This window comes from Sinomonas sp. R1AF57 (assembly GCF_002224485.1).
Taxonomy (GTDB): Bacteria; Actinomycetota; Actinomycetes; order Actinomycetales; family Micrococcaceae; genus Sinomonas; species Sinomonas flava.
The window spans coordinates 1054807-1078951 of record NZ_CP022463.1 but is presented as its reverse complement, the minus strand read 5'-3'; the positions used below and the strand labels follow the sequence as shown (position 1 = coordinate 1078951).

Genomic DNA, 24145 nt, shown 5'->3' with positions numbered 1-24145 from the left:
CATGCAGCTGAACCTGAACCTGTCCTTGTCCCTGCGGGACTTGCCCGTCGTCGTCCTCGGCGGAGCCGACGCCTCCCGCCAGGCCCTCGCGCGCTACCGGAAGGCCGGGGCGAAGATCGCGTTCTTCGACTCCCCCGAGGCCTACAGGGCCGCGGTGGCCCTTCCCGGGCGGCCGGCCCTGGTCGCCGTCGTGGGCGGTCCCGACGGCCACGACGGGACGCACGACGGCGACTGGTCGCCCGTGCTCGACCACTACCGCGCGCTCGGGGTGCCCCAGGTCAGCGAACCCGCCGCCGGCCCGCGCGGCCACGTCACACTCGTGGGCGGGGGCCCGGGCTCCCGCGGCCTGCTCACGGTGGACGCCGTCGAGGCCCTGCGGGACGCCGACGTCGTCCTGTTCGACAGGCTCGCCCCCTGGCGCGAGCTCGAGGGCCTCACGACGGCGCGGCTCATCGACGTGGGCAAGCTCCCCGGCCACCACAGGGTTCCCCAGGACGAGATCAACCGGCTGCTCGTCGACTACGCGCTGTACGGCGTCGACGGGCGGCCGGCGAACGTGGTCCGGCTCAAGGGCGGGGACCCGTTCGTGTTCGGCCGCGGCGCCGAGGAGGCCGCGGCCTGCGCCGAGGCCGGCGTCCCCGTGCGGGTGGTGTCCGGCATCTCGAGCTCGATCGCGGTGCCCGCCGCGGCAGGCATCCCGGTCACGCACCGCAACGTGAGCCACTCGTTCACCGTCATCTCCGGCCACGCTCCCCTCACCGACGCCGAGCACCTCCACCTCGCCGGGCTCGCCGCCGAAGGGGGCACCATAGTCGTGCTCATGGGCGTCGCGAACCTCCCGCACCTCGCCGCCGGGCTGCGACGGGCGGGGCTCTCCCCCGCCACGCCGCTCGCCGTCGTCGAGCGCGGTCACCAGGCCGGCCAGCGCACCACGGTGACCGAGCTCGGCACCGCCGAGCCGGACACGGCGGCGTGCGGCAACCCCGCCGTGATCGTGGTCGGCGAGGTCGTGCGGGCCGCGGCGGCGACCGGGCTCGCGGGCGGCGTCACACGCGAGGACCTCGAGGGGTTCGCGTCCGCGTTCATGATGGAATCGTCGTCAGGCACGCGCAGGTGAGGCACATGGACGGAGCAGTGGCAGTGGCGTCTGAACCCGAGGTCGGGACCGAGCTCACGACGGCGCTCAAGGGCTTCCGGGTGGGCGTCACCTCGCACCGCCGCGCCGAGGACCTGATCCAGGCCCTCGAGAGGCGCGGCGCGGAGGTGCTCCACGCCCCCGTGCTGACAATCGCACCCGTGGACCAGGACCTCGGCGTCATCGAGGACACCCACCGCACGATCGCCGCCAGGCCCGACCTGTGCATCGTCACGACCGCGTACGGCATGCGGCGCTGGCTCGAGGTCGCCGACGCCGCGGGGCTCGGCGACGAGCTCCAGGCGACGCTCAGCGCCGCGCGGCTGTACGTGCGGGGGCCCAAGGCCCGGGGGGCCGTGCGCGCAGCCGGGCTCGCCGACGTCGGCATCTCCAACGACGAGACCACGGCGACCCTCGTCGACCTGGTCCTGCGCGACGCGGGCGGCCGGCTCGACGGGCAGACGGTTGTCATGCAGCTGCACGGCTACACGGACCGCGTCCAGCTCGACCGGCTGCGGGACGCCGGCGCGGAGCTCATCACCGTCACCCCGTACCGCTGGGTGCGGCCCGAGGGCGGCGACCGGCTCGAGGCCCTCATCGCCGCGGTCTGCGCCGGGGAGCTCGACGTCGTCACCTTCACGAGCGCGCCCGCGGTGGACGCGCTGTTCAGCACCGCGCACGAGCTCGGGGTCCACGCCCAGCTGCTGGCCGCCTTCCGGCAGCGGGTGGCGACCGCCGCCGTCGGGCCCGTGACGGCGGCCCCGCTCGAGGCCGCGGGGCTGCGGCCCTGGGTGCCGGACCGGTTCCGGATGGGCGCGCTCATCAAGCTCGTCACGGACAACCTGTCCCGGCGGAAGGTGCGGCGCCTCGAGACCACGGCCGGTCCTGTCGAGCTGCGCGGGCGGACCATGGCGATCGCCGGGGACGAGCTCATCCTCCCCCCAGCCGCGATGCTCCTGTTCCGCGCGCTCTTCGACGCCGGCGGCGCCGTCGTGCCCCGCGAGACCCTCGCGCGGCTCGTCTCGACCACCGCGTCCAACCACGCGCTCGACATGGCGGTGAACCGGCTGCGTGCCTCCCTTCCGGACGGGGAGCTCATCCAGACGGTCGTGAAGCGGGGGTACCGGCTGCGCGTGGTGGGCTAGGGGTTCGGCGCGGGGCGCGGTGTGCCAGTATGGGGTGCACCGGTACGCCCTGTACGACCCCGACGGAAAGGACGCTGACGTGTCTTCCGAGCCTGAGCTGAGCCCCGCGGACCTCGCCGGCTACATCGACCACACCCTCCTGAAGCCGGAGGCGAGCGAGGCCGACATCCTGAAGCTGTGCAGCGAGGCCGTGCAGTTCGGCTTCAAGTCGGTGTGCGTGAATCCGGTCTGGGTCAAGACGGCGACGAAGGCCCTGAGGGGCTCAGGCGTGCTCACGTGCGCCGTGGCGGGCTTCCCGCTCGGGGCGACCCCGACCGACGTGAAGGTCTTCGAGGCCCGCGGTGCGACGCTGGACGGCGCGGACGAGGTCGACATGGTGATCAACATCGCCGCCGCCCGGGCCAATGACCGCGGCGCCCTCGTCGAGGACATCCAGGCCGTCGCGGAGGCCGTGCACGGAAGCTCGTCGATCCTGAAGGTGATCATCGAGACCTCGCTGCTCACGGACGAGCAGAAGGTGCTCGCGTGCGAGGCGGCAGTGGAGGCGGGGGCGGACTTCGTGAAGACGTCCACGGGCTTCAACGGCGGCGGCGCGACGGTCGAGGACGTCAGGCTCATGCGCGCCACGGTGGGTCCCGACCTCGGTGTCAAGGCGTCCGGCGGTGTGCGAACCGCCGACGATGCTCGGGCTATGATTGCTGCTGGTGCCACGAGGATCGGAGCCAGCTCCGGCGTGGCCATCGTCTCCGGCCAGCCAGCCGCCGGGGGCTACTAGTCGCACCGAAGAGGGAGAGAAGATGGACGAGTCGAAGAAGCGCCCGCTCGAGAACGAGAACACCATGGGCGGGAGCATCGTGATCTTCGCGGTCCTCATGGTCGTGTTCCTCGTCGGCCTCTACCTCGTCCAGTTCCTCGACTTCACCAGCGTGTGGCCCATGGCGGCGCTGATCCTGCTCTTCGCCCTCGCGTACTTCATCCCGATGACGTTCCTCGGCCGCTCCGACGCCGGCGGAGACCACCGCTGACCTCTCGGGTACACCAGACCCCCACCCACGGCGTCTCGGGTACGCGAAATGCCCGGCCGGGCCATGACCGGTCGGGCATTTCGCATCTCTCCATCGATTGCACCTTGCGTTCGCGTACCCGAAATGCGCGTCCTGTGGATAACCTCGGCGGCCGTGCGGGCGTCTGTGGCTCAATGAGCCCATGCCTCGTGAGCCCCTGCCGCCGTCCTTGGCCGCCGCTTCGTTCACGGCGGACGAGGCGCTCCGCCTCGGCGTCGACAGGCGAAGGCTGAGCGCGGATGACCTGTTCATGCCGAGCTGCGGCATCCGCACCCCAGAGCTAGCCCGGCAGACCCTCCTCCAGCGGGCAAGGCCGTACACCGCGCTCCACCGCACGACGGCGCTCACTCACCTCAGCGCCGCGATGGCGCACAGGATCCCGCTCCCGGCATGGGCGCAGGACGCGACGCTCCTGGACCTTTCGCGGGCGGGCACGCCCGACGACCCGAAGCACGAACGCCTGGGCCAGCCCCGGCGCGCCGAAGTCCGAGGGCACCGTCTGCGGCTGAAGGACGACGAGGTCATGTCGCTGGAGGGAACCCGCATCACGACTCCGTCCAGGACGTGGCTGGACCTCTGCTCAGTCCGGCGCCTGACCATGGACGACGTCATTGCTGCCGGCGAGTACCTCGTCTCGGAGCACGAGCGCGCCTACTACCCCCGGACCGCAGTCGTGCCTCTTGCCGATCTCCGCTCGTTCGTGGAGAGCCGGCATCGCGTGGTCGGGCTCGGGCGGGCGCGTGTGGCGCTCGAGCTCCTGGCCGTCGGTGTCGACTCGCCCCAGGAGTCCTACCTGCGCCAGATGCTCGAGCGGGCCGGGCTTCCGCTGTTCATCCCCAACTGCCCGGTGACCGACCCCTGGGGCGTGACCCTCTGGGTCGATCTGGGGAACCCGAAGTTCCGTGTCTCGGTCGAGTACGAGGGCGAGCACCACCTGACCGATCAGCAGAAGGCCTTCGATGCGGTCCGTGACCGGCGCACGCGCGCGGCGGGGTGGCTCCAGGTGAAGATCACCAAGGAGGACATGGCCAAGGGCGAGGCGTACGTCGTCGCGAAGGTCCGCGAGGCCCTTCGGGCCCACGGCTACAGGGGCTGAACCCCTGAGTCCCTCGGCAGCGAATGTTGAGATTTCGCGTACCCGAGACGCAATTCACCACGATTTCGCGTACCCGAGACGGTGTGAGGGCGGGTTTGGCGTACCCGAGAGGGTCAGGGGGTGAAGATCGCCTGCACCACCTGGTCGGCCCAGTCGAGGATCTCGCCGTCGGCGAGGTCGTGCCCGCCGATGGGGGCGGTCTTGGGCTTCGGGATGAGCACCGCGTTGAGCGCCGGCTTGTACTGGGCCCCCTTGTACATGCGCGTGAGCCGCATCTGCTTTGACTCGGGCAGGTCCGCGGGCGCGAACCGCACCATGTTCCCCTGGAGGGCGACGTCGGTGAGCCCGGCCGCGCGGGCCCGCACCCGGAAGCGCGCAACCGCTGCCAGGTTGGCCACGGGCGCGGGCGGTTCGCCGTAGCGGTCGGTGAGCTCCTCCATGACCTCGGCGATCGCGGCGTCGTCGTTGGCGGCGGCGAGCTTGCGGTACGCCTCGAGCCGGAGCCGCTCCCCCGGCACGTAGTCGTGCGGGAGGTGGGCGTTGACGGGCAGCTCGATCTTCATCTCGGCCACCTTCTCCTCCCCCTCGCCGCGGTAGTCGGCCACGGCCTCCCCCACGAGGCGGATGTAGAGGTCGAACCCGACGCCCTGGATGTGGCCCGACTGCTCGCCGCCGAGCAGATTGCCGGCGCCGCGGATCTCGAGGTCCTTCATGGCCAGCTGCATGCCTGCGCCGAGCTCGTTGTGCGCTGCGACGGCCTTGAGCCGCTCGAGCGCGACCTCGCCGAGCGGCTTCTCGGACGGGTACAGGAAGTAGGCGTAGGCGCGCTCGCGCCCGCGGCCCACCCGCCCGCGCAGCTGGTGCAGCTGCGAGAGTCCGTAGGAGTCGGCCCGGTCGATGATGAGCGTGTTGGCGTTGGAGATGTCCAGACCGGTCTCGATGATCGTGGTGCACACGAGCACGTCGAAGCGCTTCTCCCAGAAGTCCACGATGATCTTCTCGAGCCGGGACTCGGACATCTGCCCGTGCGCCACCTCGACCCGGGCCTCGGGGACGAGCTCCCGGATCGCCGCGGCCTGCTTCTCGATGGAGGACACGCGGTTGTGCACGAAGAAGACCTGCCCCTCGCGCATGAGCTCGCGCCGGATCGCGGCGGAGACCTGCTTGTCCGTGTACGGGCCCACGTAGGTGAGCACGGGGTGCCGTTCCTCGGGTGGGGTCGCGAGCGTGGACGTCTCGCGGATGCCCGTGAGCGACATCTCGAGCGTGCGCGGGATCGGCGTGGCGGACATCGCGAGGACGTCCACGTTGGTGCGCATCTTCTTGAGCGCCTCCTTGTGCTCCACGCCGAAGCGCTGCTCCTCGTCGATGATGACGAGTCCGAGGTCCTTGAACTCGACCTCCTTCGACAGGAGCCGGTGCGTGCCGATCACGACATCGACCGATCCGTTCTTGATCCCCTCCAGCGTCTCCTTCGCCTCGGCGGCCGTCTGGAACCGGGACAGCGCCCGCACCCGCACCGGGAAGCCGGAGAACCGCTCGGAGAACGTCTCGAAGTGCTGCTGGGCGAGGAGCGTGGTCGGCACGAGCACGCCCACCTGCTTGCCGTCCTGCACGGCCTTGAAGGCGGCGCGGACGGCGATCTCGGTCTTGCCGTAGCCCACGTCACCCGAGACGAGCCGGTCCATGGGCACCTCGCGCTCCATGTCCGCCTTGACCTCGTTGATGGTGGTGAGCTGGTCCGGCGTCTCGATGTACGGGAAGGCCTCCTCGAGCTCGCGCTGCCACGGCGTGTCCGGCCCGAACGCGTGGCCCCGCGAGGCCATCCGGGCGGAGTACAGGCGGATGAGCTCCCCCGCGATCTCCTTGACCGCCTTCTTGGCCTTGGACTTGGTCGCGGCCCAGTCCGCCCCGCCCATCTTGGAGAGCGACGGCGCGTCCCCGCCCACGTAGCGGGTCACCTGGTCGAGCTGGTCCGTCGGCACGAAGAGCCGGTCCCCCGGGGCGCCGCGCTTGGCCGGCGCGTACTCGAGGACCATGTACTCGCGCGTCGGGGCCGCGCCGGGCGCGCCGCCGGACACCTTGCGCTGCACGAGCTCCACGAACTTCCCGATCCCGTGCTGCTCGTGCACCACGAAGTCCCCGGCGTGGAGCGAGAGGGGGTCGACGGCGTTGCGCCGCCGCGAGGGCATCTTCCGCATGTCGCGGGTGCCGGCCGCGCTCGCGCGGCCGAGAAGGTCCGCCTCGGTGAGCAGCCCGAGCTTGAGCCCGTCGAGGACGAATCCCTTGCCCGTGGGGGCCTTGGTGATCTCGATGATGCCCGGCTCGGGCCCACGGTCGAGGCCCTCCACTCGGCTGCACGGGATGCCGGCGTCGTGGAAGAGCTCGGCGAGGCGCTGTGCGGGGCCGGGGCCGTCGGTCGCGACGACGATCCGCCACTCGTCGCGCACCCGGGAGCCGATGAACTCCATCATCTCGGCCACGTCCCCCTGATACCCGCGGGGCTCCCGCGCGGCGATCGTGACCACGTCGACGTCGAGCACCGTCTCCTCGTCGACGCCCAGCGAGGTGATGGACCACCACGAGACCCCGTGGCCCTGCGCGTCGGCGCGGGTCTGGGCGAGCGTGCGGAACGAGGCGTCCTCGAGCCGCCCGGCGTGCTCCGCGTCCTCCCCCGACCCCGCGCCGCCGGCGAGGCTGACATCGAGGGGCGCGGCGCCGCCGTCGGACGCGGTGGCCCACGCCGCGGCGAGGAACTCCTCGTTGGTCGCGGCGAGGTCGTGCGCGCGGGCGCGGACCCTCTCCGGCTCCATGACGAGCGCGAGCGAGCCCTCGGGCAGCTCGTCCATGAACGGCACCATGCGGTCCACGAGCAGCGGAGCGAGGGACTCCATCCCCTCCACCGCGATGCCGCCGGCGATCTTCTCGAGCATCTCGGCGGCGGCGGGCAGGCGGTCCTTGAGCCGGGCCGCGCGGCTCATGACGGCTGGGCTGATGAGCAGCTCGCGGCACGGCGGGGCGTAGAGGGACGTGGGGTGGTGGATGCCGGGCCCGGTGAGCGAGCGCTGGTCGGCGACGGCGAACCAGCGCATCTGCTCGACCTCGTCGCCGAAGAACTCGATGCGCACCGGGTGGTCCTCGGTGGGCGGGAAGACGTCGATGATGCCGCCGCGCACGGCGAACTCGCCGCGGCGGGTGACCATGTCCACCCGCGCATAGGCCGCGTCCGCCAGCGCATGCACCACATCGTCGAACGGCGCGTCCTGCCCTATCGCGAGGGAGACGGGCGCGAGGTCGCCCAGGCCTCCGACGAGCGGCTGCAGGACGGCGCGCACGGGGGCGACGACGACCCGCAGGGGCTGCCCAGCGTGCGTCTCGGGGTGCGAGAGCGCGCGCAGGACGGCGAGGCGGCGGCCCACGGTGTCCGAGCGCGGCGAGAGCCGCTCGTGCGGGAGCGTCTCCCAGCTCGGGAACAGCGCGACCGCGCCCACCGGCAGGTACGCGCCGAGCGCTGCGACGAGGTCCTCCGCCTCCCGCTCGGTAGCGGTCACGGCAAGCACGACGCCGCCCGCCTCCGGAAGGCTCTCCAGCACCTCCGCGACGATCACCGGTCGCAGGCCGGCCGGTGCGGCCACCTGGAGGTCCTGGCTGCGCCGCGCGGCGGGCTTGGAGGCGTACTCCCGCAGCCGCGCGAGGCTTGCGTCCTCGCCCACGGCGCGGCGGAGCCCGTCGAGGGCGGGCAGGCCCTCAAGGCCTGAGGGACGCAGAACGTCGACGGTCACGGTGGGCTCCTCACGGAAGACAGCAGGACAGCACAACAACCCCGGCACTCGCTGAGGCCGGGGGTGTTCCCAGCTTAGCCAACTCCACAGGCGATGGCAGGGCCGGCGGCCTAGCATGGGACGCGTGGAGACGACTCCTTCCCGGCCCGTCCGGCCCGGCGCCCGGGCCGCGCGCCGTCGGGCCGCCCTCTGGGCCGGAGCCCTCGCGTACCTGGCCGGGGTCGCCGCCGTCGTGCTCTGGCCCGCCCCCGTGGACCGTCCGGCGGCGGGCAGCCTCGCCCGGATGTTCAGCTGGCTCCACCGCCACGGGGTTCCGGGCTGGTTCGGGTACGGGCAGTTCGAGTGGCTGGCGAACGTGGCCTTCTTCGTCCCGTTCGGCGTGTTCGCGGTCCTGCTGGGGTTCCGGGCGTGGGTCGCGGTCCTGGGCGGGTTCGCCGCGTCCTGCGCGGCGGAAGCGGCGCAGTTCCTGTTCCTGGCCGAGCGGACCGCGTCCTTCGCGGACATCGCCGCGAACACGATCGGGGCACTGCTCGGCACGCTGGCTACGGTCGCCGTCGTGCGCCGCAGGCCGACGGCGCCGAGGCCCGCTGGGCGGTCCGACAGCACTCCCGCACGGCCCTAGGATGGTCTTCGGCGCTCCTCGCGCCCCTGCGACCGGTGCGCCGCGAGCGCCCGGTCGGCCCCCAGCCTCTCTAGGAAGGACCACCTTGGCACTTTCAGCCAGCACCACCCTGAACTACCCCGTCGACCGCGTCGCCGCCGTGTTCGCGGACGAGGCATTCCAGCGCCACGTGAGCGAGCTCGTGGGCGGCCGCCTCGAGTCGTTCACGCTCGACGGCGACGTTGCCGGCGCCTTCACCGCCACCGTGGTCCGCCAGCTCCCGACCCAGCGCCTGCCTGAGATCGCCCGCAAGGTCGTCGGCGAGTTCGTCAACGTCACGCAGACCGAGACCTGGGCGGCGCCCGAGGCCGACGGCTCGCGCCAGGCGGACATCACCGTCAAGGTCGCCGGCGCCCCGGTGGACGTGGCCGCCGTCCAGCGCCTCGCCGCCGAGGGCGGGGCCACCCGCGTCGAGCTCAACGGCACCGTGAGCTCCTCCGTCCCGCTCCTGGGCGGCAAGATCGCCTCGGCCGCCGAGCCCATGGTCGGCAAGGCCCTCAACATCCAGGCGACCCAGGCCGAGGCGTGGCTCGCCGGGGAGACCGTCTGATGCAGCTCCCCGTCGCCCTGTCCTGGCTGCTCATCGTGGCCGGCGTGTGGAACCTCGTGGTGTGGCCGCAGTTCCTCCGCCGGGTCATGAAGGATCCGCGGGCACGTGACGAGCAGGGCCGCCCGACGCGGTTCCTGACCGTCCACCTGTTCCTCGTCGCGATCTCGGTGACCCTCGGGGTCGCGGTCGCGATCGTGGGAGTCAGGGCGCTCGTCTCCTAGGAGCGGCCGTCAGGCGAACCGGCGCCCCAGCCACTGCGCGACGCGGTGGCTGGGGCGTTCGACCATCCAGTGGAACGCCGCGGCGACGGCCAGGGACACGGCCAGGCCGACCGGCATGGAGACCCACAGCGCGGCCGGGCCGATGGGCGTCTGCGCGGGCAGGAGCGGACCGATGAGGTGGTACGCGGCCACCACGATCGGCTCGTGCGTGAGGTAGAGGCTGAAGGAGACCGCGCCGAGCCAGGCCGCGGCGCGGCCGGAGAGCGCCCGCACCGCCGGGCGCCAGTGGAGTGCGACGACGACGAGCGCCACTGCGGCGGCCGACAGCGAGATGTGGGCGGCGGGCGAGCCGGATCCCACGACCCAGGGCAGCCACAGGCCGACCACGCCGAGGGCGGCGACGGTGGGCATCATCCACCGGGGAAGGCGCGCCACTGTGGCCGCGAGCTCCTCGCGGTGCGCGGCCAGCAGCGCTCCGAGGAGGAACAGGGGCAGGTCGCGGACGAACCCGTTGACGGTGGTGGTCCCGACGCCGACCAGCGCGGCGGCGGCGGCCCACTGGGCCCAGCGCATCCAGGGAGCACGGGCGGCGCGGTGCAGGGAGACGGCGACGAGCACGTAGGCGGGCAGCAGCAGCGAGAACCACATCTCCCAGCGCAGCGACCACAGGGGCGGGACCACGAGGCCGTCCGTGAACAGGAGCGTCGCATCGCCGAGGATCCGCTCGGGCGTTACCCCTGCCCCCATCGCGTCGATCCAGCCGCTTCCGGTCTTGGGGCGCGGGACGACGGCCCAGAGCGCCGCGGCGAACGCCACGGCCGCCCAGACGGGCAGGTAGAGGCGGGCGAGTCGCTTGGGGTAGTACGAGCGCCAGGACGGCAGCCGGTCCGCAGGCCTCGTGAACGGCAGCGTGAGAACGAAGCCGGAGAGCACGAAGAAGAGGTAGACCGCGCCGGTGCCCTCCCACAGCACGTGCAGGGGCGTCGTGACGAGCCACCACTCCCACGAGCCCGGTGCTGCGCTGCCGGACTGGAAGCCGGTCTCGGCCAGCCGTGGGACGGTCAGCAGCGTGTGGCAGACCAGGACGACCAGAGAGGCCACGCCGCGCAGGCCGTCAAGCGAAGCCAGCCGTGACGAGGGCGGAGCGCCCCGAGTTCCCTCCCGCGCCCGAAGGCTCTGCTCGCGTTCCTGTGGGCCCCGTGAAGTCGTCGTCACCATCTGCATAGGCTGTCAACTTTACCATTTCGTAATCTTCGAAGGCCCTGAGAACCGCCTGTAGACTGGCTTCCGGTGTGCCGGGAAGTCTGGTCGGCGTTGTCCTCGAGGACCCTTCAGGACCTCTTCTTCGACGTTAGGGATTCCCATGGACCGCCGCAGCCAAACACCCGCGGGCCCGCCCGGCCCGGGCGCCCACCGCTGGACCCTCGCCCGCGGCAGCTACCTCGAGTACCAGCGCATCGCCGGGATCCTGAGGAAGGAAACGGTCGGCGGGGCGCTCCTGCTCCTCGCCACGGTGGCCGCCCTCGTCTGGGCCAACTCCCCGGCCGGCGACGCCTACTTCGCCCTGCGCGACTTCCGCGTGGGCTACGAGCCGTGGCACCTGGAGCTCAGCATCGGCCATTGGGCCTCGGATGGTCTGCTGGCGATCTTCTTCTTCGTCGCGGGGCTCGAGCTCAAGCGCGAGTTCGTGGCCGGGGACCTGCGCCGGCCCTCGACCGCCGCCGTCCCGATCGTCGCAGCCTGCGGCGGGGTGCTGGTCCCCGCGCTCATCTACGCGGGCATCATCCTCGGGACCGGTTCGGACGGCCTGAAGGGCTGGGCCATCCCCACCGCGACCGACATCGCCTTCGCGCTCGCTGTCCTCGCCGTGATCAGCACGCACCTGCCCGCGGCCCTGCGCACCTTCCTCCTGACGCTCGCGGTGGTGGACGACCTCATCGCGATCGCCATCATCGCCTTCTTCTACGGCACGGGCGTGCAGCCCGGACTGCTCGGCCTCGCCCTCATCCCGCTCGGGCTCTTCGCGTTCCTCGTCCAGAAGCGCATCCATGCGTGGTACCTGCTCCTGCCCCTGGCCGTCGCCACGTGGGGGCTCGTGCACGCTTCGGGCATCCACGCGACCGTGGCCGGAGTCCTCCTCGGCTTCACCGTCCCCGTCCTGCGCAGCGCCAAGAACGGCGGGCCGGAGGCCGGCCCCGGCCTCGCCGAGATCCTCGAGCACAGGGTGCGCCCGCTCTCCGCGGGGATCGCGGTACCGGTGTTCGCCTTCTTCTCCGCAGGCGTCACCCTCGGCGGCTGGGAGGGGATGGCTGCAGCTGCGACCGACCCGATCGCGGTGGGCATCGCCGTCGCGCTCGTCGTCGGCAAGTCCGTGGGCGTCTTCGGGTCGACTTGGCTGGTGACCAAGACCCGCCATGCGAGCCTGGACCCGGACCTGAAGTGGGTCGACGTGTTCGGCATCGCGCTGCTGGCCGGTGTCGGTTTCACCGTCTCGCTGCTCATCGCAGAGCTCAGCTTCGGGTCGAGCCCCCACGGCGAGCATGCCAAGACGGCGATCCTCGCCGGCTCCCTCACCGCCGCGCTGCTCGCCGCCGTCGTGCTCCGCATCCGGAACCGCCACTACCGCCGCGTCGAGCAGGCGGAGCTCGTCGACGCGGACCGCGACGGCATCCCGGACGTGTTCCAGCGGGACCCCCAGTAGCCGGGGCGCCCGGGTACTCACTCCCCACCCGCCTTCGCCTCCGCACTACTTGGCCGACTCCGCGGCACGTACTCGTCCACCACGCAGAGCCCCCGCCTGACCACTCGTTTCCACGCCTGTCAGGACGCGTTTCGACCCATCGTCCTTGTCCCGCATCCTCCCCCACGGCGACCGTGAACCAGGGGCGCAGACCCCTGCAGTGGTACCCGGCATGGGAGGACGAATGGCCCGGATCCACCCGACAGGCGCGAGGAGCCTCGACGTCACGCTCGGAGGCACCAAGGTCACGCTGCTGGACAGCAGCGAGGCCGTCGAGTCCATACTCGGCGGGTGCCTCGAGCGCGAGCTGCCGCTCGGCGTCGTGTCGGCGAACCTCGACCACGTCTACCACTTCGGTTCCGGCGGGCGCTGGGAGCGCACGCTCGATGCGGTGGAGGGCCTCGAGTGGCTCACCCTGCTCGACGGCGCGCCCCTCGCCTCGGCGGCCGAGCGCATCACGGGCCAGCAGTGGCCCCGGCTCGCGGGAAGCGACCTCATCGGTCCGCTCCTCGACCGTGCCGAGGCGGATGGGCTGAGGGTCGGCTTCCTCGGAGGCCTCCCGGAGGCGCACCAGCTCCTGCGCGGCCGGCTCGCCGAACAGCGGCCGGCGCTGCGCATCGCAGGGTTCTGGGGTCCCAGCCGCGGCGAGCTCGAGGATCCCCGGATGTCCCGGGCTGTGGCAAGCCGGATCGCGGACGCCGGCACGGACCTCCTCGTCGTCGGGCTCGGCAAGCCGCGCCAGGAGCTCTGGATCGCGGAACACGGCGCCGAGACGGGCGCGCGTGTCCTGCTCGCGTTCGGAGCCGTCGTCGACTTCCTCGCCGAACGCATACGGAGGGCCCCCGTGTGGGTCTCAGACCACGGACTCGAGTGGGCGTGGAGGCTCGCCCTCGAGCCGGCGCGGCTCTCCGAGCGGTACCTGGTGCAGGGGCCGGAGGCCTACCTGCGCCTGCGGCGGAACAGCGCCCCGGGCACGGTCGCGCTGACGGCGGCGGCCCGAGCGGCGGCCGCCCGCGATGCGTCGCGGGCGGCCCATCCCGCGGGGCGGGGGCTGGAGCCCGGGAGCCCCCGCCCCCGGCCCAACGGCGGCTTCATTCCGGTGGACGAGCCGGCCGACGTTGCGGCGCTCATCGTCGCCTACAGCAGCGCCGACGCCCTCGGCCCCCTCATCGACTCCCTGCGCGGGGCCGCGCGGAGCGTCCGGCTGCGGGTCGTCGTCGCGGACAACTCGCCGGATCCTTCGACGCTCGAGGCGCTCGCCGCACATCCCGACGTCGTCGCGTTCGGAACGGGCGGCAATCTCGGGTACGCGGGAGGGATCAACGCGGCGATGGCCGCCGCGGGCCAGGCCGAGGGATACCTCGTGCTCAACCCGGACACCATGGTGCTGCCCGGCGCCGTCGACGCGATGCTCGCGCGATTGCGGGCGGGGGCGGGCGCCGTCGTGCCCCTCATGCTCACGGACGACGGCGAGCGGTACCCCTCGCTGCGCCGCGAACCCACGGCTGCACGGGCGTGGGGCGACGCGCTCTTCGGCGCCCGCTTCCCGGGGCGGCCACAGTGGTGCGCGGAGACCGACTTCCACGACGAGAGCTACGCCCACGCGCACACCGTCGACTGGGCCACCGGCGCGGCGATCTTGGTCTCCGCCGACGCCGCAGCCGCCGCCGGGCCCTGGGACGAGCGGTACTTCATGTACTCCGAGGAGACGGACTACTGCCGGACGCTGCGCCAGCTGGGGTACGAAGTCTGGTTCGAACCTGCCGCGCGCGTGCGCCACGCCGGCGCCGGGTCCGGCTCCTCCGGGGAGCTCGCGGCCCTCATGGCCGTCAACAAGGTCCGGTACCTGCGCAAGCACGCGACTCCGGCGCGGGCCGCGCTCGGGGCGGGCGGCGTCGTCGTGCGCGAGGTGCTGAGGGCGGGCGACGCCGGCCACCGCCGGACGCTCGCGACCCTCCTGGCACCGTGGACCTGGGGGACGCTGCCGCACGCCACGCGGCCCGCGGAGGGCGCGACCGGCGACGGCGCCGCGCATCCCGAGGGCTGCGTGATCATCCCGGCCCACAACGAGGAAGCCGTCATCGGGCGGACGCTCGGGGGCCTGCGGCCAGCGCTGGAGAGCGGCGCGGTGGAGGTGATCGTCGCGTGCAACGGGTGCACCGACCGCACCGCCGCGATCGCCGCCGACGTTCCCGGCGTGCGCGTCCTCGACCTGGTCGCGCCCGGCAAGACCAATGCCCTCAACGCGGCCGACGCCGTGGCCACGCGCTGGCCGCGGGTGTACCTGGACGCCGACATCGAGATTCCGCCTGCGGCCCTCAGGAGCGTGCTCGCCGAGCTGGGCCGTGGGCGGTACCTGGCCGGCCGGCCCGACTTCCGGTACGACACCTCCGGCTGCGGGGCGCTCGTCGGCGCCTACTACCGGGCACGCGTGCGGGTCCCCCCGACCCGCGAGGCCCTGTGGGGAGCCGGCTGCTATGCCATGACCGAAGCCGGGCACGATCGCCTCGGGGCCTTCCCCGACGGCGCACCCGACGACTTCTACGTGGACACCCTGTTCAGTGCCGAGCAGAAGGTCCTCCTCGACTGCGAGCCCGTCGTCGTACGTCCCCCCAGGACGGCGGGCTCGCTCCTCTCCACCCTTCACCGGGTGTACCGCGCACCGGCCGAATCGGGCCAGCGGGCGACGCCGGCACGCACCCTGGGTGGCCTCGTCGCCTCGGTGCGGGGACCACTCTCTCTGGTCGACGCGGCCGTCTACGCGTCCTTCGCACTGATGGGCCGGCGGCAGTCTGCATCCGCTCGCGGCGTGTCCCGCTGGGAGCGGGACGAGAGCAGCCGGCGATGAGGCGGGGAACGGCGCTGTGGGGGCTGGGGATCTACGGGGCGCTGCTCGCCGTGCTGGTGTTCAGCCCGGTTGGCCCGAGCCTGCGTGGCGTCCATCTGCCAGCAGGGGTCAGCGCAGGGGCGGTCGAGGCCGCGGCCAATGTGGCGGTCTTCATGCCCCTGGGGTTCTTCGTCGCGAGTCTCCTGCCGCTGGGGCGGCGATGGCTCGCCGTTGGCGCGTGCAGCGCGCTTTCAGTTGGCATCGAGACCGTCCAGTTCGCGTTTCTGTCCAGTCGTTCCGGCAACGTCCGGGACGCCATCACCAACACGGCCGGCGCCGTGTTAGGCGTCCTGCTGTGCTCGATCTGGCTGCGGGTGCTTGAACACCGCATCGCGGCTCGTGCGGTAGCCCGCCCTCAACTGTCGAATAGCTCCACCAGGTCCTAACGAGGAGTCACCGTGGGCAAGCCAGGCAACCGTCAGCCTCATCCTCACAACAGGCAGTTCAAGCATCTGGTGCACAGCGGCATCGCCGGGTGGCTCCCGATACTGCTTGTCGCGGCGGCGCTTGTCGGCCTGAATCCGGTGGTCTCAGTCGCCCCAGCTCAGGCGGCGACGAACCCGTGCGCAGCTCCCGTCACGAGCGCTGTCGCCTGCGAGAACACGCAAACGGGCACGCCCCAGAGCGACTGGATGGTCTCGGGCGCTGGCGATTCGACCATCCAGGGCTACGCAACGCAGATGAGCGTCAACGTGGGCGAGACCGTGACGTTCAAGGTGAACACGACGGCCAAGGCTTACCACTTCGACATCCTCCGGCTGGGTTACTACCAAGGGAACGGCGCCCGCAAGATTGCAGCGAATTTGTCACCAAGCGCGGCGCTTCCGCAGGCCCAGCCAAGTTGCCAGACCTTTTCCGACACTGGTCTCATTGACTGCGGGAACTGGGCGGCCTCTGCGGCCTGGGGAGTTCCGACTACTGCAGTCTCCGGGGTGTATATCGCGCATCTTGTGCGCAACGACACGGGCGGAAGCAGCTGGATTCCTTTCGTTGTTCGCAACGACGCGGCGTCGACGACCATGGTGATGCAGACCGACGACGAAACGTGGCAGGCGTACAACAGCTACGGCGGCAACAGCCTGTACCAGTGCAATGTCGCGTGTCCCCCCGGGAACCCCCAAGCCTACAAGGCAGCGTTCAAGGTCTCATACAACAGGCCCTTCCACAGCGCTCTCGATGACAGTGGGCGAAGCTGGCTGACGTATGCGGAGATTCCCATGATCCGCTTCATGGAAGCGAACGGCTACGACCTGAGCTACATGGCCGGGATTGACGTGGCCACGCGTGGCGGCCTTCTGACCAACCACAAGGTGTTCCTGACCGCGGGCCACGATGAGTACTGGTCCTATGATCAGCGGGCCAATGTCGAGGCTGCCCGAGACAAGGGTGTGAATGTCGCCATGTTCACCGGAAACGAGATCTTCTGGAGAACGCGATGGGAAAGCAGCCAAGCCGGGCCCACGACTACGGGTCGAACCTTGGTGGCCTATAAGGACACCCACTTCAACGCCCCGACGGACCCGGTCACTTGGACCGGGACATATGCTGACCCGCGTTACGGAACGGCAGGAGGGGCGGGAAACCCCCAGAACTCGCTCAGCGGCCAGTTCTTCAATGTGAACTCGGGCACAACCGACATCACAGTTCCCGCCCAATTCGCGAAGCTTCGTCCCTGGCGCAATACGCGAGTGGCCAATCTCACGGGGACCCAGTCAGCCACCCTCGGAGCCGGCCTCGGCACACTCGGGTACGAATGGGATCTCGACGCCGACAATGGGTTCAGGCCCGCCGGCCTCTTCGATCTCTCGCTCACTACCAACAGCAATGCTGAAATCTTCACCGACTACGGATCGACGACTCTCGGTGGCCAAACGGCGACCCACAGCCTGACGATGTACAGGGCCAAGAGCGGAGCTCTGGTCTTCGGGGCCGGAACCGTACAGTGGTCCTGGGGCCTGGACGGTTTCACCACCGGCAAGAGCCCGGACCCGGCCATGCAGCAGGCAACAGTCAATCTCTTCGCTGACATGGGCGTCCAGCCAGTCACGCTCATCTCCGGACTGGTGGCGGCAACCGCTTCCAGCGATTCCGCGGCGCCAACGTCGGTGGTGACCTCCCCCGCCAATGGAACCGCGTTCACAGACGGGACTGCCGTGACGATCAAGGGCACCGCCTCCGATTCGGGCGGTGTAGTGGCGGGCGTCGAGATTTCCACGGACGGCGGTACCACATGGCATCCCGCGACAGGCACGACTAGTTGGACGTATTCGTGGATCGCCCATGGCAGCCCATCGACGACTATCAAGACCCGAGCGGTCGACGACAGCGGCAACCTTGAACAGCCGGGGGGAGGCATTTCACTCTCCGTTTCATGCCCCTGCTCGCTGTTCGGAACCAACACGAAGCCCGCGGCCGCAGACTCCGGAGACTCCAATTCGGTCGAGGTCGGTGCCCAGTTCTACTCCGATGTTGCCGGCACGGTCACGGGTGTGCGCTTCTACAAGGCCAGCACCAATACCGGAACCCACGTCGGCAACTTGTGGACAGCCTCCGGCACGAAGCTGGCCAGCGTGACCTTCAGCAGCGAGACTTCATCGGGGTGGCAGACGGCGACCTTCTCCTCTCCGGTCTCGATCACGGCAGGAACCAAGTACGTGATCTCGTACTTCGCGCCGAAGGGCCACTACACGCAGACGTCCGGCTACTTCTACAACAATCCATCGCCGCCGCCTGCTGGGTCGGGCTCGGTCGATGCTCCCCCGCTGCACTTCACCCGCAGTCTCCCTGGCACTCCGAACGGTTTCTACTTCTACAGCGGAGCGTCCACCTTCCCGAACAACATTTACGACGCCGAGTACTACTGGGTGGACCCCGTGTTCTCGCCGGCCTCCAATCCCGTTCCCGCAGTCACGGGCACGTCTCCAGTGTCGGGTGCAACAGGAGTCGCACCGAGTGTGGCGCCCACAGCCACCTTCAACCAGTCCGTCACGGCTTCCTCGGTGTCCTTCACGCTCAAGGACAGCGCCGGCTCGAACGTTGCGGGGTCAACGAGCCTGAGCAGCGCGGGCAATGTGGCAACCTTCACGCCGTCGTCCGCGCTGACGTACAGCACCACCTACACGGCCACGGTGAGCGGGGCAACGAACGCGTCGGGCCAGACGATGGCGAGCCCCTATTCCTGGACCTTCACGACGTCCGCACCTCCCCCTGCCCCGGCGGTCACCGCGACGAGCCCCGCACCGAATGCGACGGGCGTCGCGGTGTCGATCGCCCCCAGCGCAACCTTCAGTCAGCCGGTCGTCGCGTCCTCGATAGCATTCACCTTGAAGGATCCGGGCGGTTCCTCCGTCCCAGGCACCACATCCTTGGACAGCAGCGGCACAGTGGCAACGTTCACGCCGTCGTCCGCACTCGCATACAATTCCACCTACACGGCAACTGTCAGCGGCGCGACCAACTCGACTGGCCAGACGATGGCAGCTCCGTATACGTGGAGCTTCACCACTTTGGCGGCTCCCCCCGCTCCCGCGGTTTCCTCGACCAGCCCGCCGTCTGGGGCAACTGGGGTGTCGCCGACCGCGTCCGTGTCCGCGACCTTCAGCCAGGACGTGGCGCCATCGTCGGTCCAGTTCGTGCTCAAGGACACCACGGGATCAGCGGTTGCAGGCTCCGTTTCCTATTCGAGTTTGACGACGACGGTAACCTTCACGCCGACGGCGGTCCTGACCAACAGCATGCAATACACAGCAACGGTCAGCGGCGCAACGAACGCAACGGGCCAGACGATGTCTCCCTACAGCTGGAGCTTCACGACCGCGACGGCCTATACCTGCCCGTGCTCGGTATTCCCAGCGAGCGCCACGCCGGCAGTGGCCAGCGCGAACGACACGAGCGGCGTCGAACTCGGGATGAAGTTCCAGACAGATGCCGATGGACAGGTCACTGGAGTGCGCTTCTACAAGGGCTCAGTCAACAGCGGTACCCACGTCGGCAGCCTCTGGTCCTCGGGCGGCACGAAGCTCGCGACGGTGACGTTCGTGGGCGAATCGGCCACCGGATGGCAGCAGGCGTACTTCTCCTCACCCGTCTCGGTCACAGCGAACACAGTTTACGTAGTCTCCTACTACGCGCCCAACGGCGGTTATGCCTACACGGGCAATGGTTTCGCCAGCCAACAGGGTTCCTCGCCGATATTCGGACTGGCGAACGGGCCATCAGGCGGCAATGGTGTGTTCGCGTACGGCGCGGCCTCGAGCTTCCCAATCAGCACCTATAACGCTACGAACTACTGGGTTGACGCCGTCTTCAATCCCGGCGCGCCAGCTGCACCCAAGGTGCTCACCAGCTCGCCGGCCCAGGGCTCGACCGGTGTTCCCGTGACCGCCACCGTCTCGGCGGCGTTCGATCAGGCCATCGACACTTCCGCGGCGTCATTCACGCTGACGCCTAGCGGCGGGACCGCGGTGACAGGCAGCACGGGCTCTGTGGCTTCCACGGGGACGTATACCTTCAGCCCGAGCGCTCCTCTTGCGGGCAACACGACCTACACCGCGGCAGTATCGGGTGTGAAGAGCGGAACCGGGCAGGTCATGCCGTCCACCTTCAGCTGGACCTTCACAACTGGAGCGGCCGGATATACGTGCCCCTGCAGCCTCTTCAGCTCCTCAGCAGTGCCCGCAGTCCCTACCGTGAACGACGCGAATGCCGTCGAACTCGGCATGCAGTTCACCTCCGACGTGGCGGGTTCGGTCACCGCGATCAAGTTCTACAAGGGTTCCCAGAACACCGGTACCCACGTGGGACATCTATGGACGGCGAACGGAACACTGCTGGCCACGGTGACCTTCAGCGGTGAGAGCGCCAGCGGCTGGCAGACGGCCACGCTGTCGAACCCAGTGTCGATTGCCGCGAATACCACCTATGTCGTCTCGTACTACGCGCCTAACGGTTTCTACTCCGCCAGCGGCAGCTATTTCGCCACGGCTGCCGATGCCCCGCCACTTCACGGCCTGGCGAACACTTCGGGCCACCCCAATGGCGTGTACAAGTACGGCACGTCGGGTTTCCCCTCGAGCAGCTACAACGCGACAAATTATTGGGTGGACGTCGTTATGTCGGTCCCATGAGTCACTACGTTCGAACGCTCATCCGGACCTTGGTCGCCGGCGCTGTCCTCGCCATCGGGGGGTGCTCTGATCCGAGCGGCCCGTCCAGCGGCCAAACGGGCACCCAAGGCCCGTCCTCGGCGCCGGACCGTCAGCTGGGCGCTGCGCCGCTGCTAGATCCGGACACGGTCCCACCGATGCTGCCCGCACCGTCCGCCGCGGGTCCGCTCACCACCGGTGCTCTCGTCATCGATCCAGGATCGCGTGGGCAGACCATGACTGGGATCGGGGTGGACGCCAATGTCCACAGCTGGCACAACGGTGCGCTTAAGCCAGCAATCGACCGCTACGTGCATCTCGGCCCGATGACGTGGCGGGTCATCATCGAGAAGGCGGACTGGGAACCGTCCCAGTATGGAAGTCCGGATGTCATCGACGAGGCTTACTACAACCGGATCTACTCAGCGGGCAAGATGGAGGACCTCTGGGACACAATCGACTACATCGAGTCCTTTCCGGGACAGGCGGTGTCTCTGAGCATTATGGGCGGGGTGGCAGACTGGATGGGAGGAAACCATATCGAAACGGACAAGGAGGAATATTGGGTCCGGATGCTCGCTTCCCTACTTGACTACGGAAGTAGGGAGCGGCATGCCCGTGTGGAGCTCGTGAGCCCGTTCAACGAGCCTGATTGGAACGGAATCGAGGGGCCGAAGGTTGACCCCGTACAGATGACGAGGCTTCTCGACAAGCTCGGTAAGCGGCTCGATGACCTCGGTCTCGGCGATGTCAGGTTCGTAGTGCCGGACACGGCGAACGCCGAGGCCGCGAGATCCCAGTACATGCCCGCGCTGCTGGCGAACCCCTCAGTCGTGGCCAAGATCGCGCGGATCGGTATCCACTCATACTCAGGCGACTCGGCTGGGGTTCCGCAGTCAGTCCATGTGGGCCCGCTCGCGAACGCCGGGGTCTGGGCAACCGAGTTCAATGCGTGGTGTGATGCCTGCGACTCTGGCGCACCTCCTCCCGGCGCCTGGGATCAGGCGAGTGCCATGGCCCACGATCTGCTCGCGATGATCGACCAAGGCGTGACTGGCGCCCAGCTCTACGATGCCTGGGATGGGTACTACGAGCATCACAGCTCAGTGGGCTACTGGGGGGCTCTCGCTTACGACGCAGGGAGTGGCGCCTACACCCCGCGACGGTCGTTCGACGTTCTCGCACTGGCCGTGAAGAACATCCCGCCCGGAGCCGTTCGCCTCTCCACGAGCGGTGCGGCCTCTGTCGACGCGGATGCTTTCCTCGTACCATCCAGCGGCGAGATCACCGTGGTCGGAATCAACAGGTCGTCTTCGGTGCAGCGTTTCCGCGTGGCGGTCCAGGGAACGCCGTCAAAGGCCCCCACCACCCTGTCTGTAGTCGATCCAGCCGTGGCGGGCGTTGGCTTATCGACCGTGAGCGCACAGGGTGATCCGTTTGTCGTGTCGGTGCCTGCTGGTGCAATGTTCGCCCTCGGCCTCCCCTGAGACAGCCCCGCCCGTTTACGGCTCCCGAATTGGCCGGGCCACAAGAGCGCGCCCAAGGTTGACCACACGCCGCGGCTTGAGTGCAAGCCGCAGAGCGATTCTGGCTGTTCCGCTCATCACCTCTCTGGCGAACTCAAGAGGCCGGTCTCTGGCGCCGAGATCGCAGGCGAACCAAGGTTCCACCGCTCTGGCGCGCGTCCGCATTCCGACCAGCTCGGTGAGGACGTTCCCCCCGTGGATAACCTGAAGCCAGAGTGGATGATCTGACCCGACGTTGGTCACGGGAGCATACGCCTGAACTTCATAGTGGCGGCGCACGAACACGGTGGCGAGCCCGTCGGCTGACCGCGGTTCGCTCAGAGTCACGAACGGGTTCTGAGTGTAGGGCCTGCGGTAGACCCGGCCATCGGCAAGCTGGGCACCCTTCACGAGATTGATGAAGTATGGTTGGTGCACGGGCCGCCACGCCCGTTGGATCGATTCTATGAAGTCCCGCGCCACAGCGTCGTCGTTGTCGACCCGCGTCGTGAGGATGAATGGAGTCCTGAGCCGGGAGGCCACGACGCCGGCCGCAGCTTGTGCGTTGAATGCACCCTTGATGTCTACGATCTCGAAGAGCTCCCTGCCGAGCACCCCTAGTTCGGCGCGGAACCACTGTGGCGATTCGGAGTCGACGAGAACAAGCCATCTGAAGTCCTTGACGGTTTGCGCTCCGAAGGAGGCGGCCGTGTACTTCTCGAAGAGCGCGAGGCGGCTTCGGAGCCAGATGTCGCCGGGGTTGCCCGCATAGTATCGATTTCGGACGTTGAAGCGGGTGAGGACGAAGTGCTCGAACGTGGCACCGGCGTTGCTGCCCGCGGGTTCACTCGTGATCATTTCAGCGCTCCTTTGAACCGTGCTGTGGACAATGGGTTGTCGACGGACTGATTGCGCACTACCCGGCAGTAGGCCCCTGCCAGGCCGAGCATGAGAAACATGAACCCTGCGGAAAGGGGGAAGGTCAATGCGTCGAAGAACGTGAACGAGAGTGAGCCCGAGCAGAGCCCAGCGGCGAGCGCCGCGGCCAGCTGGTCCATCAGCGGGTCCCCGCCCCGAAGGCGCCGATGCGTGCCCCAGACGAGGACGGCAGCCAGCCCGAAGAACGCGAGGAATGACCCGAGCCCTACGAGCCCGAGCTCGACGACGGTGCCGAGGTACTGATTGTCAAGATAGACGTAGGTGGGAAGCAACGTCCCCAACCCGCGCCCAAAGACGGGCAGCCGGGACACCATACCGAAGGCGACGTCATAGCCGTTGACCCGAGAGGCCACGCTCGAATCCTGTCCAGCACCAGTGAACATCCCGACTATGGTCCCCGCCATGCCCGGCACGGCCGCCCACACTGCGACGAATCCGACAAGTGCCACACCTCCCGCGATGATTTTTTGGCGCCTCGTCCACGCGAACGAGAGCACCGCGAGTGCAACAGCGACAGCCAGCAATGCAGAGCGTGACACAGACAGGACAGACGCAGCTGTGATGGTTACTGCCGGCCACCATCGTGCGAGCGGGCGTCGTTCACGGTCCTCCATGGCGAGCGTGAGGGCAAGTGGCAGCGTGACGCACAAGACCATGCCGTACTCGAGAGGGTGGGCGGAGGTACCGGCTGCGCGGACGAAGCCGCCCCGCTGGTCGATCGCCCCCAGCCCATCGCCGGACATTCCTGGGATGGATAGCCAGGACAACAGGGGATTCTTCGTGAGGAACTGGAGCAGGCCGAGCAGTGCCATCACCCCGGCCGCCGCGACGACGCGCCGGATCGTAATGTGCAGATTCTTCCATGTGCGCAGCCCGTCATGCGCCACGAGGAACAGACCGGCCCAGCTGGCTGCCCGCAGCAAGCCGGTATCTGCCGGGCTCACCTCGCTTGCCGGCATGCCCCTGAACATCGCCAGTGCGTAGCTCATCAGGACAGCGAGGAAGACAATCGCCATCATCCACCGAAGGGGCTGGGTCCCCGTCCGGACAGGGAACGGCCGCTGGAGCTGGTGCGCGAGCCACCACGCGAGCATGGCGAGGGACATCAGAATCGTCGGGCGGCCGAGCGCCCCAATGACCGTGATTGTCAAGTAGCTCGGGATGAAACAGAGAACGAGGTACCCCGTGAGCACGCTCTTGGCATCCAGATACTGTCGGACGACACGCATCGCCTCGCGGCGCGGCTGCCTCACCTGCCGGGAGCTCATGTCGCCCC

The 24145-nt window shown here is 69.3% G+C and carries 17 protein-coding genes; 13 read left to right on the top strand and 4 right to left on the bottom strand.

All coding sequences use genetic code 11. From position 1 onward, the window contains the following. Positions 1-13: 13 nt before the first annotated feature. The 5 genes from cobA (at position 14) to CGQ25_RS18430 (ending at position 4440) form a co-directional block, all read left to right on the top strand. Positions 14-1117, top strand: a complete 1104-nt coding sequence (cobA, locus tag CGQ25_RS04930; RefSeq protein WP_369802319.1) for a uroporphyrinogen-III C-methyltransferase — start codon at positions 14-16, stop codon at positions 1115-1117. Between the two features lie 5 nt (positions 1118-1122). Next, entirely contained in the window at positions 1123-2280 is a 1158-nt protein-coding gene (locus CGQ25_RS04925) for a uroporphyrinogen-III synthase (protein ID WP_208712074.1), read from the top strand. A 79-nt stretch (positions 2281-2359) separates the two neighbouring features. Then, positions 2360-3055 (top strand): deoxyribose-phosphate aldolase, encoded by a 696-nt coding sequence (gene deoC, locus CGQ25_RS04920; RefSeq protein ID WP_208712073.1) that lies wholly within the window; start codon positions 2360-2362, stop codon positions 3053-3055. Positions 3056-3077: 22 nt separating this feature from the next. Then, the gene (locus CGQ25_RS04915) at positions 3078-3305 is read left to right on the top strand and encodes a hypothetical protein (RefSeq protein WP_208712072.1); all 228 of its coding nucleotides are present in this window, start codon (positions 3078-3080) and stop codon (positions 3303-3305) included. A 181-nt stretch (positions 3306-3486) separates the two neighbouring features. Further along, a complete protein-coding gene (locus tag CGQ25_RS18430; protein ID WP_255405579.1) occupies positions 3487-4440 on the top strand; it encodes a hypothetical protein in 954 nt (317 codons plus the stop codon). Positions 4441-4553: 113 nt separating this feature from the next. Here the strand turns inward: CGQ25_RS18430 and mfd are convergent, their stop codons facing one another. Further along, on the bottom strand, positions 4554-8222 hold the full coding sequence (gene mfd, locus CGQ25_RS04905; protein ID WP_255405578.1) for a transcription-repair coupling factor: 3669 nt from the start codon (positions 8220-8222) through the stop codon (positions 4554-4556). A gap of 124 nt (positions 8223-8346) precedes the next feature. On the opposite strand from mfd, the gene CGQ25_RS04900 reads away from it, so the two are divergent. From CGQ25_RS04900 to CGQ25_RS04890, 3 genes are all read left to right on the top strand, one after another. Then, positions 8347-8844 carry a VanZ family protein gene (locus tag CGQ25_RS04900; protein WP_208712070.1) on the top strand — a complete coding sequence of 166 codons (498 nt, stop codon included), beginning with the start codon at positions 8347-8349 and terminating at the stop codon, positions 8842-8844. An 85-nt stretch (positions 8845-8929) separates the two neighbouring features. Beyond that, positions 8930-9433, top strand: a complete 504-nt coding sequence (locus tag CGQ25_RS04895; RefSeq protein WP_208712069.1) for a DUF2505 domain-containing protein — start codon at positions 8930-8932, stop codon at positions 9431-9433. After that, the gene (locus CGQ25_RS04890) at positions 9433-9654 is read left to right on the top strand and encodes an SCO4848 family membrane protein (protein WP_208712068.1); all 222 of its coding nucleotides are present in this window, start codon (positions 9433-9435) and stop codon (positions 9652-9654) included. The genes CGQ25_RS04895 and CGQ25_RS04890 overlap by 1 nt, the downstream gene beginning before the upstream one ends. A gap of 9 nt (positions 9655-9663) precedes the next feature. Here CGQ25_RS04890 and CGQ25_RS04885 read toward each other — a convergent pair whose 3' ends face one another. Beyond that, positions 9664-10872: an acyltransferase gene (locus CGQ25_RS04885; RefSeq protein WP_255405577.1), complete on the bottom strand. Its 1209-nt coding sequence runs from the start codon at positions 10870-10872 to the stop codon at positions 9664-9666. Between the two features lie 145 nt (positions 10873-11017). On the opposite strand from CGQ25_RS04885, the gene nhaA reads away from it, so the two are divergent. From nhaA to CGQ25_RS04860, 5 genes are all read left to right on the top strand, one after another. Continuing rightward, complete coding sequence (gene nhaA, locus CGQ25_RS04880; protein ID WP_208712066.1) at positions 11018-12355, top strand: Na+/H+ antiporter NhaA; 1338 nt, start codon at positions 11018-11020, stop codon at positions 12353-12355. 223 nt (positions 12356-12578) lie between these two features. Then, positions 12579-15242 carry a WecB/TagA/CpsF family glycosyltransferase gene (locus CGQ25_RS04875; protein ID WP_208712065.1) on the top strand — a complete coding sequence of 888 codons (2664 nt, stop codon included), beginning with the start codon at positions 12579-12581 and terminating at the stop codon, positions 15240-15242. Beyond that, positions 15239-15667: a VanZ family protein gene (locus CGQ25_RS04870; RefSeq protein WP_208712064.1), complete on the top strand. Its 429-nt coding sequence runs from the start codon at positions 15239-15241 to the stop codon at positions 15665-15667. Before CGQ25_RS04875 ends, CGQ25_RS04870 begins: the two co-directional genes overlap by 4 nt. A 12-nt stretch (positions 15668-15679) precedes the next feature. Continuing rightward, positions 15680-20407 (top strand): DUF4082 domain-containing protein, encoded by a 4728-nt coding sequence (locus CGQ25_RS04865; RefSeq protein ID WP_255405576.1) that lies wholly within the window; start codon positions 15680-15682, stop codon positions 20405-20407. A gap of 254 nt (positions 20408-20661) precedes the next feature. After that, positions 20662-21912, top strand: a complete 1251-nt coding sequence (locus CGQ25_RS04860) for a glycosyl hydrolase (protein WP_222703703.1) — start codon at positions 20662-20664, stop codon at positions 21910-21912. A 15-nt stretch (positions 21913-21927) separates the two neighbouring features. Here the strand turns inward: CGQ25_RS04860 and CGQ25_RS04855 are convergent, their stop codons facing one another. Further along, positions 21928-22788: a glycosyltransferase gene (locus CGQ25_RS04855; RefSeq protein WP_208712062.1), complete on the bottom strand. Its 861-nt coding sequence runs from the start codon at positions 22786-22788 to the stop codon at positions 21928-21930. After that, positions 22785-24137, bottom strand: coding sequence for an O-antigen ligase (locus CGQ25_RS04850; RefSeq protein ID WP_208712061.1), 1353 nt, complete (start codon positions 24135-24137; stop codon positions 22785-22787). Before CGQ25_RS04850 ends, CGQ25_RS04855 begins: the two co-directional genes overlap by 4 nt. Between the last annotated feature and the right edge of the window lie 8 nt (positions 24138-24145).

Excerpts from the sequence above, each read along its gene's own strand:
- CGQ25_RS04925 (WP_208712074.1), top strand. The coding sequence starts at position 1,123 with ATGGACGGAGCAGTGGCAGTGGCGTCTGAACCCGAGGTCGGGACCGAG.
- CGQ25_RS04915 (WP_208712072.1), top strand. The coding sequence starts at position 3,078 with ATGGACGAGTCGAAGAAGCGCCCGCTCGAGAACGAGAACACCATGGGC.
- CGQ25_RS18430 (WP_255405579.1), top strand. The coding sequence starts at position 3,487 with ATGCCTCGTGAGCCCCTGCCGCCGTCCTTGGCCGCCGCTTCGTTCACG.
- CGQ25_RS04890 (WP_208712068.1), top strand. The coding sequence starts at position 9,433 with ATGCAGCTCCCCGTCGCCCTGTCCTGGCTGCTCATCGTGGCCGGCGTG.
- CGQ25_RS04885 (WP_255405577.1), bottom strand. The coding sequence starts at position 10,872 with ATGGTGACGACGACTTCACGGGGCCCACAGGAACGCGAGCAGAGCCTT.
- nhaA (WP_208712066.1), top strand. The coding sequence starts at position 11,018 with ATGGACCGCCGCAGCCAAACACCCGCGGGCCCGCCCGGCCCGGGCGCC.
- CGQ25_RS04875 (WP_208712065.1), top strand. The coding sequence starts at position 12,579 with ATGGCCCGGATCCACCCGACAGGCGCGAGGAGCCTCGACGTCACGCTC.
- CGQ25_RS04870 (WP_208712064.1), top strand. The coding sequence starts at position 15,239 with ATGAGGCGGGGAACGGCGCTGTGGGGGCTGGGGATCTACGGGGCGCTG.
- CGQ25_RS04860 (WP_222703703.1), top strand. The coding sequence starts at position 20,662 with ATGACTGGGATCGGGGTGGACGCCAATGTCCACAGCTGGCACAACGGT.
- CGQ25_RS04855 (WP_208712062.1), bottom strand. The coding sequence starts at position 22,788 with ATGATCACGAGTGAACCCGCGGGCAGCAACGCCGGTGCCACGTTCGAG.
- CGQ25_RS04850 (WP_208712061.1), bottom strand. The coding sequence starts at position 24,137 with ATGAGCTCCCGGCAGGTGAGGCAGCCGCGCCGCGAGGCGATGCGTGTC.